This is a genomic window from Streptomyces sp. NPDC001204, from assembly GCF_053598035.1.
The window spans coordinates 205,796-220,914 of the sequence record NZ_JBSFJL010000009.1; the positions used below are offsets into that span (position 1 = coordinate 205,796).

General features: G+C 72.6%; 15 protein-coding genes. 5 read left to right on the forward strand and 10 right to left on the reverse strand.

Features of this window, described 5'->3' with window-relative positions; translation table 11 throughout:
- Window positions 1-85 precede the first annotated feature (85 nt).
- Window positions 86-2,215, reverse strand: coding sequence for a peptidoglycan recognition protein family protein (locus tag ACWC91_RS15705; RefSeq protein ID WP_225077561.1), 2,130 nt, complete (start codon window positions 2,213-2,215; stop codon window positions 86-88).
- Between the two features lie 505 nt (window positions 2,216-2,720).
- Here ACWC91_RS15705 and rho point away from each other — a divergent pair.
- Together rho and ACWC91_RS15715 are read left to right on the forward strand one after the other, a co-directional pair.
- The gene (rho, locus tag ACWC91_RS15710; protein WP_281154072.1) at window positions 2,721-3,869 is read left to right on the forward strand and encodes a transcription termination factor Rho; all 1,149 of its coding nucleotides are present in this window, start codon (window positions 2,721-2,723) and stop codon (window positions 3,867-3,869) included.
- A gap of 151 nt (window positions 3,870-4,020) precedes the next feature.
- Window positions 4,021-5,223, forward strand: coding sequence for a D-alanyl-D-alanine carboxypeptidase family protein (locus ACWC91_RS15715; protein WP_450640284.1), 1,203 nt, complete (start codon window positions 4,021-4,023; stop codon window positions 5,221-5,223).
- 49 nt (window positions 5,224-5,272) lie between these two features.
- Here ACWC91_RS15715 and ACWC91_RS15720 read toward each other — a convergent pair whose 3' ends face one another.
- From ACWC91_RS15720 to ACWC91_RS15740, 5 genes are all read right to left on the reverse strand, one after another.
- Window positions 5,273-6,205 carry a glutaminase gene (locus tag ACWC91_RS15720; protein WP_141364147.1) on the reverse strand — a complete coding sequence of 311 codons (933 nt, stop codon included), beginning with the start codon at window positions 6,203-6,205 and terminating at the stop codon, window positions 5,273-5,275.
- A 70-nt stretch (window positions 6,206-6,275) separates the two neighbouring features.
- Entirely contained in the window at window positions 6,276-7,112 is an 837-nt protein-coding gene (locus ACWC91_RS15725; protein ID WP_225077564.1) for an undecaprenyl-diphosphate phosphatase, read from the reverse strand.
- 98 nt (window positions 7,113-7,210) lie between these two features.
- Window positions 7,211-7,579, reverse strand: coding sequence for a fluoride efflux transporter CrcB (gene crcB / locus ACWC91_RS15730; protein WP_225077565.1), 369 nt, complete (start codon window positions 7,577-7,579; stop codon window positions 7,211-7,213).
- Window positions 7,576-7,956, reverse strand: a complete 381-nt coding sequence (locus ACWC91_RS15735) for a DUF190 domain-containing protein (RefSeq protein WP_225077566.1) — start codon at window positions 7,954-7,956, stop codon at window positions 7,576-7,578. Before ACWC91_RS15735 ends, crcB begins: the two co-directional genes overlap by 4 nt.
- Window positions 7,953-8,402 (reverse strand): fluoride efflux transporter FluC, encoded by a 450-nt coding sequence (locus ACWC91_RS15740; protein ID WP_450640287.1) that lies wholly within the window; start codon window positions 8,400-8,402, stop codon window positions 7,953-7,955. Before ACWC91_RS15740 ends, ACWC91_RS15735 begins: the two co-directional genes overlap by 4 nt.
- Window positions 8,403-8,749: 347 nt before the next feature.
- On the opposite strand from ACWC91_RS15740, the gene ACWC91_RS15745 reads away from it, so the two are divergent.
- On the forward strand, window positions 8,750-9,094 hold the full coding sequence (locus tag ACWC91_RS15745) for a VOC family protein (protein ID WP_225077712.1): 345 nt from the start codon (window positions 8,750-8,752) through the stop codon (window positions 9,092-9,094).
- 64 nt (window positions 9,095-9,158) lie between these two features.
- Here the strand turns inward: ACWC91_RS15745 and ACWC91_RS15750 are convergent, their stop codons facing one another.
- From ACWC91_RS15750 to ACWC91_RS15760, 3 genes are all read right to left on the reverse strand, one after another.
- Window positions 9,159-9,566 carry an SseB family protein gene (locus ACWC91_RS15750; protein WP_141364137.1) on the reverse strand — a complete coding sequence of 136 codons (408 nt, stop codon included), beginning with the start codon at window positions 9,564-9,566 and terminating at the stop codon, window positions 9,159-9,161.
- A 209-nt stretch (window positions 9,567-9,775) separates the two neighbouring features.
- Window positions 9,776-10,864, reverse strand: a complete 1,089-nt coding sequence (locus tag ACWC91_RS15755) for a PP2C family protein-serine/threonine phosphatase (RefSeq protein ID WP_225077568.1) — start codon at window positions 10,862-10,864, stop codon at window positions 9,776-9,778.
- A gap of 376 nt (window positions 10,865-11,240) precedes the next feature.
- Window positions 11,241-12,248: a LacI family DNA-binding transcriptional regulator gene (locus tag ACWC91_RS15760; protein ID WP_376503803.1), complete on the reverse strand. Its 1,008-nt coding sequence runs from the start codon at window positions 12,246-12,248 to the stop codon at window positions 11,241-11,243.
- 182 nt (window positions 12,249-12,430) lie between these two features.
- Here ACWC91_RS15760 and ACWC91_RS15765 point away from each other — a divergent pair, with 182 nt between their 5' ends.
- A complete protein-coding gene (locus ACWC91_RS15765; RefSeq protein ID WP_450640290.1) occupies window positions 12,431-13,585 on the forward strand; it encodes a Gfo/Idh/MocA family protein in 1,155 nt (384 codons plus the stop codon).
- 15 nt (window positions 13,586-13,600) lie between these two features.
- Here the strand turns inward: ACWC91_RS15765 and ACWC91_RS15770 are convergent, their stop codons facing one another.
- A complete protein-coding gene (locus ACWC91_RS15770; RefSeq protein ID WP_225077571.1) occupies window positions 13,601-14,116 on the reverse strand; it encodes a GNAT family N-acetyltransferase in 516 nt (171 codons plus the stop codon).
- A 132-nt stretch (window positions 14,117-14,248) separates the two neighbouring features.
- Between ACWC91_RS15770 and ACWC91_RS15775 the strand changes: the two genes are divergently transcribed.
- Window positions 14,249-15,055: a thioesterase family protein gene (locus tag ACWC91_RS15775; protein ID WP_225077572.1), complete on the forward strand. Its 807-nt coding sequence runs from the start codon at window positions 14,249-14,251 to the stop codon at window positions 15,053-15,055.
- The last annotated feature ends 64 nt before the right edge of the window (window positions 15,056-15,119 follow it).

Genomic DNA, 15,119 nt, shown 5'->3' on the forward strand with positions numbered 1-15,119 from the left:
CCCTGAAACGCCGAGCCCGGCAGCCGCTGGTGGGCGCCTGCCGGGCTCGGGTGAAGCCCGCACCGGGTGGGTGGGGGCGGGACAGTCACTTGATGTAGACGAGGCCGTCCGTCGTGATGGTGGGGCGGCCGGAGGTGCCGACCACGACGATCTTGACGGTGTGCTTGGCACTGCCGGACCAGGTCTTGGTCCAGATGGCCTGCCGGTACTGCGTCGCGGAGGACTTCAGGTCCACCGTGGCGACCTTGGTGCCGTCGACGTAGACGTAGGCCTGGCCGGAGGTCGAGGCGCGGGAGACCACCCAGGCGGCGGAGCGGCCGGTGAAGGTCCAGGTGAGACTGGCGCTCTTGGATCCGCTGGAGTACGACTTGCCGCCGAGGTAGCTGCTCGACGAGCGGGTGGTCCAGCTGCCGGACTTGGTGGCGGAGCTCTCCTGGAGGATCACGGGCGTGTACGACGCGGACGACGTACGGGAGTTGCCTGCGTAGTCGTCGGCGCGCATCGACCAGGTGGAGGCGGTGCCGGACTTGGCGGTGCGGGCGGAGCTGGTGGTGGTCGGGCCGAAGGTGGCCGTGGTCGGGGACAGCAGCTGCACGGAGCGCAGGGCCGTGTCGTCCGTGGCCTTCCAGCTGAGAGTGACCGGGACGGCGGCGGTGTTGACGGTGCCGCCGCGCAGGGCGAGCTTCGGCGTGGTGGTGAAGGTCGGGGCGGTCGTCTCCGCCGTGACGTTCAGCGCGGCGGTGGTCGTGGTCTTCCCGGACTGGTGCACGGCCCGTACGGCCACGGTGTGCTTGCCCGCCGCCACCGTGGCTGAGGCGGAGGTGGCGGTGCCGGACGTGGTGGCGACCGTCCTGCCGTCCACCAGCAGCTGGAAGTTCTTGATGAGCGAGCCCGGCGTGGTCGCCGTCCACTTCACGGTGAGGGCGCCGCCCTTGGCGTAGTACGCCGAGCCCGACTGGGTCGCGCCGGTGACCGAGGCGATCTTCAGGCCCTGCACCGGACCGGCCGCCCAGGAGCGGATGGTGGGCAGCTGGGCGTACAGGGAATTGCCGGGGCACTCGGTGGCGTAGCCGTCGCGGTGGCCGGAGATCCGGTTGAAGGTGTACGTGCCGCCCGCGGTGAAGCTGGTGCCGGAGAGGTTCTTCTGGGTGGCGGCCGTGGTGAGCTGGACGGTGCCGGCGGGGTCGGCGCCGTACTGGCCGAGCTTCCAGGCCGCCACGCGGGCGACGGAGGCCAGCGCGGCGCTGGAGGCGCTGGTGGAGGTGTAGTCGCCGAGCACCGCGATGCCCGTGGACTCCCGGTTCCAGCCGTAGGTGTGGGCGCCGAGGACCGGCAGGGCGACACCGCCCTTGCGGCCCTCGAAGACGGTGCCGCACTTGTCGACCAGGAAGTTGTAGCCGATGTCGTTCCAGCCGTTGCCGCTCGGCTCGGCGTGCGTGTGGAACGCGTAGATGCCGCGCACGATCGACGCCGACTGGTCGCACGTGTAGGCGGCGCCGTCCGTGTGGTGGACGAACACGGCCTTCACATCGGCGTTGTACTCCGACGGGTCGGGGCTGAGCGACTCGTCGGCGCCCCAGTCGGCGCGCGAGACGATCGGCGGCTCGGGGACGGTGGACGGCGGAGCCGTCGGGGTGGCGGGCGGCGGCGTGGTGTCGGTGCTCGTCGGGTCGGGAGTGGCCCCGGCGACGAAGGCGGCCGGCTCGCTCCCGGTGGGAGCCTTGGTCTCGGCGTCGGTCACCACGCCCGGATCGACCAGGTTGACCTTGAGCCCCTTGGGCATCGGGGCGGTGGTGCCGTTCTTGCGGACGATCTGCACCTGGACACCGTCGGAGGGTCCGACCCACAGCGGCTCGGACGCGCCACGCACTCCGCGGCCGGGCTTCTCCAGCGGGTCGGCCTCCAGTTCGAGGTCGCGCCAGGCGCTCCACTCACCGCTCGCCGTGCTCCGGGTGCGCACCTGCGCCGTGCCGTGCAGCCGCTTGGTGGCACCCGTCCAGGTGACGCCGAGCAGCGAGAACTCCTGGGTGTCGGTGCGAGGCAGCTCACGCCTGGCGTCCGTGTCGCCCTTCAGCGCGAGGTCGTAGACCTTCGGCGGACGCTTGGCCCGGCCCGCGGCGCCGTGGTCGCCCGAAGGGCTGGCGACGGCATACGTCACGATGCCCCCGCCCCCGAGGACGACGGCACCGAGCGTCAGCCACGCCCGTCTCTTCATGCTCAGCGGTCGGTACGCATGCGACGTACGACGGCTCACGGCGAATCCACCCCCACAGGCCCGAAACGGCCCAGAGAAGAAAGTCGGGAGGCACACCCGTCACTGGGGTGGCCGGTCCTTTCAGCGCGCCGCGGTCGGCGAACGTCACGGGCAGGCGGCCGGGAGTGGCGCAGATCACTGCCACCGGAGCGCGGCGGCGTGCCCTTCCGCCGGCGGAACCGCCACCGCGCGCGAGCCGAGTGGTATCCTTCGGTCAGCACCTGTGTACGCCCCGTTGTGGGCGCCGGTGCGGTTCTTCATCAGTTCGCCGTGCCGCCGCATCTGTCGCGGTCGGCGCGACCTGTTCTCCCACCCTCTCCGTGAGCGGCGCCTTTCGCCCTGCCGGGCAGCGCACCGCGACCGAGGTGGTGTCCTCCGCCGGAGGCCGTGCTCCACGCCTCCCTGTCGCGGCTTCTCCTTCCCCTCGCACACCCCGTGCCGTCCGTCCGCGAAAGGACCTTCACCCATGACCATCACCCTCGAACGCCCCGCCGCACCCCGGCAGACGTCCGCGGCCTCCCGCTCCGTCACCGGTGTCCTGGACATCGACGCGACCGGCAAGGGGCATCTGCGCGGCGAGGACTTCCTGCCCACCCCCGCCGACCCCCGGCTCTCCCCCGCGCTGATCCGCCGTCACGGCCTGCGCAAGGGCGACACCGTCACCGGCGTACTCGGGCAGCAGCACGCGGTCACCGAGATCACGAGCGTGGGCGGCGGCTCGCCGGACGAGGCCCGGGCCCGGCGCCGGTTCCACGACCTCACCCCGCTGCACCCGCACGAGCGGCTGCGCCTCGAACACCCCGCTGCCGGGCTCACCGGCCGCGTCGCCGACCTGATCGCGCCCGTCGGCAGGGGTCAGCGCGGGCTCGTCGTGGCGCCGCCGAAGACCGGGAAGACCGTGCTGATCCAGCAGATCGCCGCCGCCGTCGCAGGCAACCATCCCGAGTGCCGGCTGATGGTGGTGCTGCTCGACGAACGCCCCGAGGAGGTCACCGACATGCGGCGCCGCGTGCGCGGCGAGGTGTACGCCTCCACCTTCGACCGGTCCCCCAGGCAGCACATCGCGCTCGCCGAACTCGTCGTCGAGCGGGCCAAACGGCTCGTCGAGGCCGGCGAGGACGTGGTCATCCTCCTCGACTCGCTCACCCGGCTGTGCCGGGCCCACAACAACGCGGCCGCGGCGGGCGGCCGCACCCTCAGCGGCGGTGTCGACGCGGGCGCCCTCCAGGGGCCCAAGCGGCTCTTCGGTGCCGCGCGGTCGGCCGAGGAGGGCGGCTCGCTCACCATCCTGGCCACCGCGCTGGTGGAGACCGGATCCCGCGCCGACGACTTCTTCTTCGAGGAGCTGAAGAGCACCGGCAACATGGAGCTGCGGCTCAGCCGCGAACTCGCCGCCCGCCGTGTCTTCCCGGCCGTCGACATCGCCCCCTCGGGCACCCGCCGCGAGGAACTCCTTTACAGCGAGGCCGAGTTGACGGCGGTTCGCGGGCTGCGCCGCGCCCTGCGCAGCCACGAGGGCAAGGCCGGTCTGGAGACACTGCTGGAGCGGCTGCGCGACACGCCCGACAACGCCACGTTCCTGCGCCGCGTCCAGCCGACCCTGCCCACCGGCTAGGCCCGCCGGCCGGCCGAGCGCTCCGCGCTCCCTCGCCACCGCACCCGCTGTGCGTCCGTCAGGGCACGCGCTAGGACATCCGGGTGCTCGCGAACCCCGTTCGGCTCTTCGCAGCGTCACGCCTGCACCGGTTTGTCCCTACGTTTGCGATATGAAGATCAGATTTTCTATGCGCACCACGGTATCGAGCTGCGCACTCTGCGCCGCGACCGTCCTGGCGCTGACCTCTCCGGTCGCGGCCGTCGGCCCGTCCGGCGGGGGTCCCGGCGCGATAGTGCAGCCGAGGGCGGCGGTGCCGCAGCCGGCCGTGCTGGACGACGAGGGCACACAGGTCCGGCTCCGCAGCGGGGCGCCCGCGGTTCCGGAGGTCTCCGCGCTGTCCTGGGTGGTGGCCGACGCCGAATCCGGCGAGGTGATGGCCGCGCACGACGCGCACCGCAGGCTTCCGCCCGCGAGCACGCTGAAGACGCTGTTCGCCCTGACCGTGCTGCCGTCCTTCCCCGGAGGCATCCGGCACACCGTCAGTGCCAGGGAGCTGACGGGCATCGGCGAGGGCAGCAGCCTGGTGGGGGTCGTCGAGGGCCACACGTACCAGGTGGCCGATCTGTGGCGCGGGGTGTTCCTCAACTCCGGCAACGACGCCGTGCACGTGCTCGCCGCGCTCAACGGCGGCTGGGAGGAAACGGCCCGGCAGATGGAGGCCAAGGCCCGCTCCCTGGGAGCCCTGGACACCACGGTCGTCTCCCCCGACGGCTACGACGCCCCCGGGCAGGACTCCTCGGCGTACGACCTGGCCGTGTTCGGGCGGGCCGGGCTGCGCAACCCCGACTTCGCGCGGTACTGCTCCACCGCGCACGCCGCCTTCCCGGGCAACGGCGGCACGTTCCAGATCGCGAACACCAACCGCCTGCTGACCGGGGCCGGCGGCGTGGCGCCGTATCCGGGTCTGATCGGCATCAAGAACGGCTACACGACCAACGCGGGCAACACGCTCGTCGCCGCGGCCCACCGAGGCGGGCGCACCCTCGTGGTGACGGTGATGAACCCGCAGGAGGGTGTGGGCCACGCCGTCTACGAGGAGGCGCGCGCGCTCCTGGACTGGGGGTTCGGCGCCGTCGGGCACGTCGATCCGGTGGGCTCGCTCGACGCCCTGCGGCCCGTCTCGCACGACGCGTCGACGGGAGCGAAGCCCGGGACCAAGCCGGGAGGGGCCGTCGTGGCATCCGCGGGGGCGCCCCGGCCGGCCGGGTCCGACTGGCCGGAGACGGGGACCATCGCGGGCGCCGTCGGCCTGGGCGCGGGGGTCCTTCTGCTCGGCCTGCGGTTCAGGCACAAGCGGGCCTCGCGCGTGTGACCGGCCGGCGACCCGGGCACGCTCCGCACGACGTCGCCGGAGGCGCCCCTCAGAACACCGACAGGCCGGTGAGGGTCGTGAAGCGGTCCAGGGCCGCCACGCCGGCCACCGAATTGCCCCGCTCGTCCAGTCCGGGGCTCCACACGCACAGCGCGCAGCGGCCCGGTACGACGGCGATGATGCCGCCGCCCACACCGCTCTTGCCGGGCAGGCCCACACGGTAGGCGAAGTCGCCGGCCGCGTCGTACGTGCCGCAGGTCAGCATGACCGCGTTGACCTGCTTGGCCTGGCTGCTGGCGAGCAGCCGGGTGCCGTCCGCCCTTATGCCGTGCCGGGCGAGGAACGTGGTGGCCAGCGCGAGGTCGGCGCAGGAGGCCGCGATCGAGCACTGGCGGAAGTACTGGTCCAGCAGGACCGGCACCGGGTTGTCCACGTTGCCGTAGGACGCCATGAAGTGGGCGAGGGCGGCGTTGCGGTCGCCGTGCGCGGTCTCGGACGCGGCGACCTCCTCGTCGAAGTCCAGCTCGGGGTTGCCGCTCTCGGCGCGCAGGAAGCTCAGCAGCTCGCCCGCCGCGTCGCCGGTACGGGTCTGGAGCCGGTCGGTGACCACCAGGGCGCCGGCGTTGATGAACGGGTTGCGCGGGATGCCGTTCTCGTACTCCAGCTGCACCAGGGAGTTGAAGGGGTTGCCGGAGGGCTCACGGCCCACGTGCTCCCACAGTTCGTCGCCCTCGCGCGCCAGGTCGAGGGCGAGGGTGAACACCTTGCTGATGGACTGCGCGGAGAACGGCTCCCGCCAGTCCCCCACCCCGTACACCGTGCCGTCCAGCTCGGCGACGGCCATACCGAAGGCGCGGGCGTCACGGGCAGCGAGCGCCGGGATGTAGTCGGCGGGGCGCCCGCGGCCGGGCGTGTGCTCGATCTCCTCGGCGATGCGCTCCAGGACCGGCAGGTAGGTCGGGGACGACGTCATGATCGCCATTGTGCCTCCCGCCGGTCCCCGTGCGGCGCGTCGGTGGGCCGGGCGGCGGGCCCCGGCCGCCATCCGGTGCTCAGCTGCTGAGGACACCCGTGCCGAGCAGGCCGAACAGCAGCAGGCCGATCAGGATCCGGTAGACGACGAACGCGTTGAAGGAGTGCTTGGCGACGAACTTCAGCAGCCAGGCGATGGAGGCGTAGGCGACCACGAAGGACACGACGGTGCCGACGATCAGCGGGACGGCGCCCACGCTCGCGCCGAGGGCGTCCTTGAGCTCGTAGATGCCGGCGCCGGTCAGGGCCGGGAGGCCGAGGAAGAAGGACAGGCGGGTGGCGGCGACGCGGTCCAGGTCCAGGATGAGCGCGGTGGACATGGTGGCGCCGGAGCGGGAGAAGCCGGGGAAGAGCAGGGCGAGGATCTGCGAGCTGCCGACCAGCATCGCGTCCTTGAAGGAGGTGTCGTCCTCACCGCGCTTGTGCCGGCCCATCTGGTCCGCGCACCACATCACGGCACTGCCCGCGATCAGCGAGCCTGCGACCACCCACAGGGAGCCGAGCGGCCCTTCGATGAAGGGCTTGGCGGCCAGACCCACCACGACGATCGGCATGGTCGCGAAGATGACCCACCAGGCGAACTTGTAGTCGTGGTGGTAGCGCTCCCCCCGGTTGGCCAGCCCGCGGAACCAGGCGGACATGATCCGCACGATGTCCTTGAAGAAGTACACCAGCACGGCGGCGATGGCACCGACCTGGATGACGGCGGAGAACGCGACGACCGACTTGTCGTCGACGGGGATGCCCATGAGCCCCTCGGTGATCTTCAGATGGCCGGTGGAGGACACGGGGAGGAACTCGGTCACCCCCTCGACGACTCCGAGAACGACGGCCTGACCGACGGAGATGGCGCTCATGGGATCCAGTTCTGGGGATGTTGGTCGACAGTGGTGTAGACACTCTTACGGTGCTGAGGTGACGGCCAGGTGACCGGCCTCGGAATCCACGGCGACCGTCAGAGGCTTCCGGCGATCCACACTCCGGCGAAAGCCGCGCCGAGGCCCGCTCCGACGCTGGCGACGACGTTGGCGAGGGCGTAGGAACCCGCACCGGTCTCGGTGAGCCGCAGCGTCTCGTAGGAAAAGGTCGAGTACGTGGTCAGGGCCCCGCACAGACCGGTGCCCAGGAGCAGTTGCAGGTGCGGTCCGGCGACGCCGGCGGCCGCCGCGCCGGTCAGCAGGCCGAGGATCAGGCAACCGGTGACGTTCACCACGAAGGTGCCCCAGGGGAACACCGAGTCGTGCCGGGACTGCACCGCGCGGTCGGTGAGGTAGCGCAGGGGTGCCCCGACCGCGGCACCGAGGACCACCAGCAGCCAGTTCACGACGACTTCCCGCCCTTCGCGCCCGCGTCGCCGGAGCCGGCCGCGCGGCCGACGTACCGGATGACCTCGCAGTCGTCGAGTATCACCAGCCCCTCGGCAACCAGTGTGTCCAGTTGCGGCAGGAACGCCCGCACCCGCTCCTCGGTGTCCACGATCACCACCGCCACCGGCAGGTCCTCGCTCATCGACAGCAGCCGCGAGGTGTGGATCAGGGAGGTCGCGCCGAACCCCTCGATACCGCGGAAGACGCTGGCGCCGGCGAGGCCCGCCGCGTGGGCCCGGTGGACGATCTCGGAGTACAGGGGCCGGTGGTGCCAGGTGTCGTTCTCTCCGATGAAGACCGTCACGCGCAGCGCGCTGCCGGTGAGCCTGGTCATCCCTGCCTCCACTTCAGGACGCGGCGGGCCGCCGTCATGGCCAGCCACACCGCCGCGAGGGCCGCGCACGGGGTCGCGGCAAGGTATGCCAGCCCGATGCGGGCGTGGCCGGAGTCCACCAGCCGCTGGATGTCGACGGCGTAGGTGGAGAAGGTGGTGAAGCCACCGAGCACGCCGGTGCCGAAGAACGGGCGGACCAGGCGGTGGGCGCCCCACACGTCGGTGATGACGCCGATCACCGCGCAGCCGAAGGCGTTGACCCAGAAGATCGCCCAGGGAAAGCCCCCGGCCGGCGTCGGCAGCCACTGCGAGACGGCGTACCGGGCGGTGGCCCCGAGCGCTCCGCCGAGTGCCACCACCGCAACCACCGGCGCCTGCGTCCGCCAGGCACGCCGCCGTGCGGGACTGATCCGCGCCCGAAGGCTGTCGGTTTCCGGGACTGTCATGCTCGTACGTCTCCTGCTCGCCCGCGCCCGGACATGCCGGAGCGCTCCTGTGATGCGAGTAGGGACCGTTGGCGGCAGCACTGCCACGATTGGGTACGGCGGGCCCCACCGCCGCGCCGCGCACCCGTCGCGGCCGGGCTACAGGCTAACCCCACCGCATCCGCACCGCACGCGCCGACGGGGGTGTGTACGGCGAGGCGGGTGACGCCTCCCGGCAACCGGTCAGGATCGGAGAAGCCACACGCGCCTCCCCGGCCTAGCGTGGAACCACCGACGCACACGTCGGCCCTTCCCTCTGCGGAACGCGAAGCCGGATACCGCCGAATACCGAGGAGTACGCCATGGCCATGACTGCCGGCCTGCAGACGATCATCTACCCCGTCAAGGACCTCGACCGGGCGAAGGCCCTGTTCAGCGCGCTGCTGGAGGTCGAGCCCTACGCCGACGCGCCCTACTACGTCGGTTTCAAGGCCGCCGGGCAGGACGTCGGGCTCGACCCGAACGGACACGCCAAGGGCATGACCGGACCGGTGCCGTACTGGCACGTCGACGACATCAGGGCCCGGCTGGCGGCGCTGGTGGCCGCGGGCGCCGAGGTGCTTCAGGACGTGCAGGACGTCGGCGGCGGCCGGCTGATCGCCTCGGCGAAGGACGCCGACGGCAACCTCATCGGCCTCCTCCAGGACGCCTGAGCCGGCCGCCGCCACGGTGCCGCAGCCGGCCGACGGGCGGCCCGGTTGTTCCTCGCGGCGCCGCTCAGCCCTGCGGCCGGGCCAGCAGGTTGCGCACCCCCTCCGAGGTGAGCGTCAGACCGTGCGGCGAGCTGGCGTCTATGGTCAGCGACAGGTCGTCGGCCGGCCACTGGGAGGCGAGCGCGCCGAGCGGCACGAGCCGGTAGCGGGAGACGAAGGGCAGCAGGTCGGACATCTCCAGTTCGGAGGTGAACACGGGCACCACCGGCTCCCCGCCCGGTTGTTCGAGGACGGGCAGGGCCACCGCCGTGGGGTTGGTGGCGTCCTCCTCGCTCGCGTCGTCGGGAACGGGGACCAGCACGTCGCTGCTCGCGAGCGTGTCCAGTGCCACCGTGTCCTCGGCGTTCTCGGCAAGCACGTCCAGCGCTTGCTGGGCGGGCGTCGGGGTGTTGTCGTTCGCTGGTGTCTGCATGGCGGTTTCCCTGGTCGCGGCAGTCGAGCGGCCCGCCCGGGAGGTGACCGGCCGGGCACGGGCCCTGCTCGCGTACCCGATCGCACACGGCGCAATCGCGAGGCGCCCGGAAACCCACGCACCGTCCGGCCTGCCGCCGTGAGCGGTGGCCGGTGACGCGCCGCACGGTGCCAGGGCCCGCGAGCCCGGCATGATCCGAACGAGAGGCCCTAAGGACCGCGGCGGATCGCGACGGCCGCGGCGTCGTCACCCAGGTGGCCGTGGGTGTAGGCGAGGAGGTCGTCGTGCAGCCGGCGCAGGATCAGCCCCGGCGGTTCCGCGACCCAGGCGCCGGCCCGGTCGGCGAGGGGGTAGAAGTCGCCCCGCGCGTTGCGCGCCTCCAGGACGCCGTCGGTGTGCAGGAGCAGTGTGTCGCCGGGCAGGAAGGGGAACGAGGCGACCATGTAGTCCAAGGCTTCGGACAGTTCACCCAGGCCCAGCGGTGGTGCGACGACCTGCGCGGTCAGGGGGGCGACAGTCTCCGCGCCGATGAGCAGCGGGGACGGATGGCCGCAGTTGAGGAGGTGCAGCACGGGCTCGCTGTCGGGGATGTCCACGAGCAGGGCGGTGGCAAAGGACTCGTCGATGTCGAGCATCTGCGCGGTCTGCCACTGCCGGAACTCCCAGCGCATCGCGCCGTCCAGGTGCACGGCCAGACGCGGCAGCGAGGGCCGGCGGTGCGCCGCCGCGCGGAAGGCGCCGAGCAGCAGTGCGGCATGACTGATCGCGGGCAGTCCCTTGCCCCGCACGTCGGCGATGAGCAGCCGGGTGCTGCGTCCGGTGCGGGCGGCGGCGTAGAGGTCCCCGCCCATGGTGGCCTCGTCCTGGGCGGCGAGGTAAAGGCAGGCGATCCGCAGGGGGCCGCTGCGCTCGGGCAGGGGTGGGAAGAGCACGTCCTGGACGGCCTGTGCCACGACCCGGCTCTGCGCCAGCTGGTGCTCGCGCCGGTCCCGGAACAGGCAGAACACCACGATCAGGCCGGAGACGATGATCAGGGACGCGACCTCCGCCTGGAGGTTCTGGGTGCCCAGCGTGCCCTGGACCCCTCCGATGAAGAGTTCGGTCCCGACGGTGAGCGCGCCGATCAGCGCGGTGAGCCAGGGCCCGGAGAACGCGGCGGTGAAGGCGGGAGCCGCGACCAGCAGCGGGCCGAGGTGCACATCCGGCGGGGTGAGGGCGTCCACGACGCCCACCACGGCGATCAGCACCAGGGGGATGAGGATCAGGACCCGTCCCGATGGTGAACGCCGTAGGTCCATGAGCGACACACGCTATGTTCTCACCCCTGGCCCGGACCGGCGAGGGCGTTGGTCTTCGCAGGCCGCGGGCTCAGGACGGTGGCCGCGGCGGACGGCGCCGGTGCGCGGGCCCTCCGCGACGTGCGAAGCGCGGAGGACCCCAGGGGGCTCACTTCCGAACCCCGGTGTCCGGGTAACCAGTGGCCCGGGGGCGATTCGCCGGGTCCGCCCCGTCCGTGGAAGCCGCTCGGCCGCCGCGCCAGCGGGCTGCCGGATCCACCCGGCCGGTGCCGGTCAAGGTCCCGCAGATCCACCCGACCGGTGCCGGCCCGGGTTCCACGGATCCAACCGGCCGGTACCGGCCCAGGTCCCCCGGGGCGTCCCGGAGCAATACTCGTCAGCCGGTTCCGGCGGGCGGTGCGGTCGTGCCGCGCACCTCCAGGACCGGGCTGGTCAGGTCCACCGTGCGGGGCAGGTCCGGGTCGTCGATGCGGTCGAGCAGCCGCTGGGCGGCGCGCCGGCCCACGTCGTGGCTGGCGTTGTCCACGGTGGTCAGCCACACGTGGCGCAGGCGCGACAGGTAGGTGTTGTCGTAGCCGGCCAGGGAGAGGTCCCGGGGGACCCGGAGGCCGCTCTCCTCGGCGGCGGACAGCGCGCCGACGCAGGCCATGTCGTTGACCGCGAACACGGCGGTGGGCCGCCGTGTACGGCTGAGCAGCCGTACGGTGGCCCGGTAGCCGCCCTCCTCCGTGAGGTCGCCCTGCTCGACGACCGCCGTGCCGGCCAGCCCGTGTGCGCGCATGGTGGCCTCGAAGCCGCGGCGGCGCAGGTCACCGACCGCACCGCGGCCGGCGATGTGGGCGATGTGCCGGTGGCCGAGGGCGATGAGGTGCTCGGTGGCCAGCCGGGCGCCCTGCTCGTCGTCGCCCGCGACGACGTCCACCCCCGGCAGTTCGGGTTCGCGGGCACCGGCGACGACCGTGGGCACCCGGCCGGCCGCGACGCGCAGCGCCCCGGGATCCCGCAGGGTGCCGACGGCGACCAGGCCGTCGACGCGCAGCTCGGTGAAGGTGCGGGTGAGGTCCTCCCCCAGGCGCCGGTTGAGGTGGCCGTCGGCGAGCAGCATGTGCAGACCGGAGTCGTACAGGCGGGCGTTCAGCCCGTCGAGGAGTTCCACGAACCAGGGGTTGCGCATGTCGTTCAGCAGCACGCCGACGGTGCGGGTGCGGCGCTCGCTGAGGCTGCGGGCGGCGGCGTTGGGCCGGTAGCCGAGTTCCTCGACGGCGGCGAGCACCGCCTGCCGCTTCCCGGGGCGCACGCCGGCGGAGCCGCGCAGCACCAGCGAGACCAGGGACTTGGACACACCGGCGCGCGCGGCGACGTCTCGGATGGTGGGCGGTCGCACGCTGTGGACCGTTCCATGAGGACAGGTCTCTTGTAAAGAGGCCGGAAGGCGGTCCGGGAGAACAGGCCGGAAGGCAGTCCGGAAGCGCTCGCAGGGTGCTCCATACGATGGCTTGACACCCGGCGGGAGGCGGCCTCATCGTGAGCCACCAGATTTTGGATCGGTCCAAACGAGGGGCTTTCATGGTGCCTACGCTCGGCGTCGCCGTCGTCGGATTCGGCTGGATGGGACGGGTGCACACCCAGGCGTACGCCCGCGTGCCCCACCATTTCCCCGGGCTCGCGGTACGGCCGCACCTGGTCGCCGTCGCCGACGAGGTGCCCGGCCGGGCCGAGGAGGCGGCCGGGCGGTACGGCTTCGACTCCGCCACCCGCGACTGGCGGGAGATCGCCGCCGACCCCCGGGTGCGGGCGGTCAGCATCACCGCCCCGAACTTCCTGCACCGCGAGATCGGTCTCGCCATGGCCGAGGCGGGCAAGCACATCTGGATCGAGAAGCCGGTGGGCCTGAGCGCCGACGACGCCCGCGCGGTCGCCGACGCAGCGGCCGGGGCCGGTGTGCGGGGGACGGTCGGCTTCAACTACCGCAACGCGCCCGCCGTCGCCGCCGCCCGCGAGATGATCGCGGCCGGTGAGATCGGCAGGGTCACCCATGTCCGCATCCGGCTGTTCAGCGACTACGCGGCCCACCCGGAGGGTGCCCTGACCTGGCGCTACGAGCGTGAACGCGGCGGCAGCGGGGTGCTGGGCGACCTGGCCTCGCACGGCGTCGACCTGGCCCGCCACCTGCTCGGCGAGATCGAGTCGCTGGCCGCCGACACCGCGGTGTTCGTGCCCGAACGGGCCCGGCCGGCCGGCGCCACCGCCGGTCACACCCGGGCGGCGGGCGGCGAACTCGGTCCGGTCGAGAACGACGACTACGTCAGCTGCCTGCTGCGTTTCGCCTCCGGCGCGCGCGGCGTCCTTGAGGCGTGCCGGGTCTCGGTGGGCGAGCAGAACAACTACGGCTTCGAGATCCACGGCACCAGGGGCGCGCTCTGGTGGGACTTCCGGCGCATGGGCGAACTCGGCGTCAGCCGCGGCACCGCGTACCAGGACCAGCCCGTCAGCACGGTCTACGTGGGCCCCGGCCACGGCGAGTACGGGGCCTTCCAGCCGGGTGCGGCCAACGCCATGGGCTACGACGACCTCAAGGTCATCGAGGCCTACCACTTCCTGCGCTCGGTCACGGAGGGCGGGGTCCACGGCGCCACCCTCGACGACGCCGTGGCCGCCGCGGTGGCCCTGGACGCGATGGCCCGATCCGCCGAGGAGCACGGGTGGGTGAGCCTCGGCTGACCCACCCGTGCCGCCTCATCCCGGCGTCAGGTCCGTGCGTGGGGTGATCGCCCAGTGGTTGGTGCGCAGCACCCGGCCCGCGAACGCCACCTCGCGCTCGGCGACGAACCGGAAGCCGAGCGAGCGGCAGATCCCGTTCGAGGCCGCGTTGGTGGTGGCCGGAAAGGCGTGCACCACTCCCCAGCGCTCCTCGTCCCGCGCTCGTTCCAGCAGCGCGCGGGCCGCGCGCCCGCCGAGACCGCGGCCCTGGAACCGCGGCAGCACCATCCAGCCGATCTCCGACATCGGGCCGTCGTCGCCGTCGTGGGTCCAGATGGTCACCGTCCCGGCCACCTCCTCGGGGGCGCCCGGGTCAGGGACGATCATCTTGATCCAGGCGACGCCGGCCGCCGCCTGCCGGGCGTCCCGGCGCACCTTGTCCGCCATGCCGCCGGCCGGCAGGGGCCCGCCGAGCTCGGCCATCATGACCGGGTCGCAGCGCATCCGGACGTACGCGTCCACGTCGTCGGGTGTGACGTCACGCAAGAGCACGGAGCCTCCTGACGGCAGGTGGGTGTAGGTGCCAAGTATGGGCTGGGTCATGATGGGGCTGCCCGGCCGATACGGCGCGAGAGACCCGTGCCTGTTCGGCTTTCCTGTGAACAGTCCGAGGAGAAGCACCCGTTGAACACCGGCGCCCCGGTTCCCGACAGCTACTACGAGCGCATCGACGAGCGCCGTTTCAAGCCCACCGCACACGCCGGTGGTGCCTGGGACGTGCGCGAGCAGCACTTCAGCCCGCTGGGCGGACTGGTCGTCCACGCCGTCGAGGACCATCTGGCCGCGCGTGGGGGCAGCGCGCTCATACCGGCCCGGATCAGCTACGACATCCTGGGCCGCCCGGCCCTGGACGAGTGCGAGATCGAGGTGGAGACCCTCCGCCCCGGCCGCACCATCGAACTCCTGGAAGCCGTCGTGCGCATCGCCGGCCGTCCGGTGGTCCGGGCCCGCGTCTGGCTGCTGTCGGCGCAGGACACCTCGGCCGTCGCCGGGGGTGCCGGCGACCGGCTCACCCCGCCCGACCGGCTCGAACCGTGGGCGATGAGCGAGTTCTGGCCGGGCGGTTACATCGCGTCCCTGGACGTGCGTCCGCTCGCCCCGCCGAGCCCCGGCCGCACCACCGCCTGGGTCTCCACCCCGCTCACCCTGGTCGCCGGCGAACCCATCAGCCCGCTCGCCTCCTACCTCTCCCTCGTCGACACGGCGAACGGCATCGCCGTACGCCAGTCGCCCACCGCGTGGATGTTCCCCAACGTCGACCTGACCGTGCACCTGCACCGCCGCCCGGAGGGCCCCTGGACCGGTCTGGACACCACCGTGGCCTTCGGCCCGACCGGGGTGGGCCTGACCAGCACGGTCCTGCACGACCTGCACGGCCCGGTCGGCCACGCCCAGCAGATCCTGACCGTGCGCCCCATGCCGGGCGGCTGACGGCGGCCGGTCCTTCTCGCGGGCCCGCCGCCCGTCCGGTACGGCGCGCGCGATCGGCAGGGAG

Coding starts and splice junctions, on each gene's coding strand:
- ACWC91_RS15750 (WP_141364137.1), bottom strand. CDS start 9,566: ATGCAGACACCAGCGAACGACAACACCCCGACGCCCGCCCAGCAAGCG.
- ACWC91_RS15755 (WP_225077568.1), bottom strand. CDS start 10,864: ATGGACCTACGGCGTTCACCATCGGGACGGGTCCTGATCCTCATCCCC.
- ACWC91_RS15765 (WP_450640290.1), top strand. CDS start 12,431: ATGGTGCCTACGCTCGGCGTCGCCGTCGTCGGATTCGGCTGGATGGGA.
- ACWC91_RS15715 (WP_450640284.1), top strand. CDS start 4,021: ATGAAGATCAGATTTTCTATGCGCACCACGGTATCGAGCTGCGCACTC.
- ACWC91_RS15735 (WP_225077566.1), bottom strand. CDS start 7,956: ATGACCAGGCTCACCGGCAGCGCGCTGCGCGTGACGGTCTTCATCGGA.
- rho (WP_281154072.1), top strand. CDS start 2,721: ATGACCATCACCCTCGAACGCCCCGCCGCACCCCGGCAGACGTCCGCG.
- ACWC91_RS15705 (WP_225077561.1), bottom strand. CDS start 2,215: ATGAAGAGACGGGCGTGGCTGACGCTCGGTGCCGTCGTCCTCGGGGGC.
- ACWC91_RS15740 (WP_450640287.1), bottom strand. CDS start 8,402: ATGACAGTCCCGGAAACCGACAGCCTTCGGGCGCGGATCAGTCCCGCA.
- ACWC91_RS15720 (WP_141364147.1), bottom strand. CDS start 6,205: ATGGCGATCATGACGTCGTCCCCGACCTACCTGCCGGTCCTGGAGCGC.
- ACWC91_RS15725 (WP_225077564.1), bottom strand. CDS start 7,112: ATGAGCGCCATCTCCGTCGGTCAGGCCGTCGTTCTCGGAGTCGTCGAG.
- ACWC91_RS15745 (WP_225077712.1), top strand. CDS start 8,750: ATGACTGCCGGCCTGCAGACGATCATCTACCCCGTCAAGGACCTCGAC.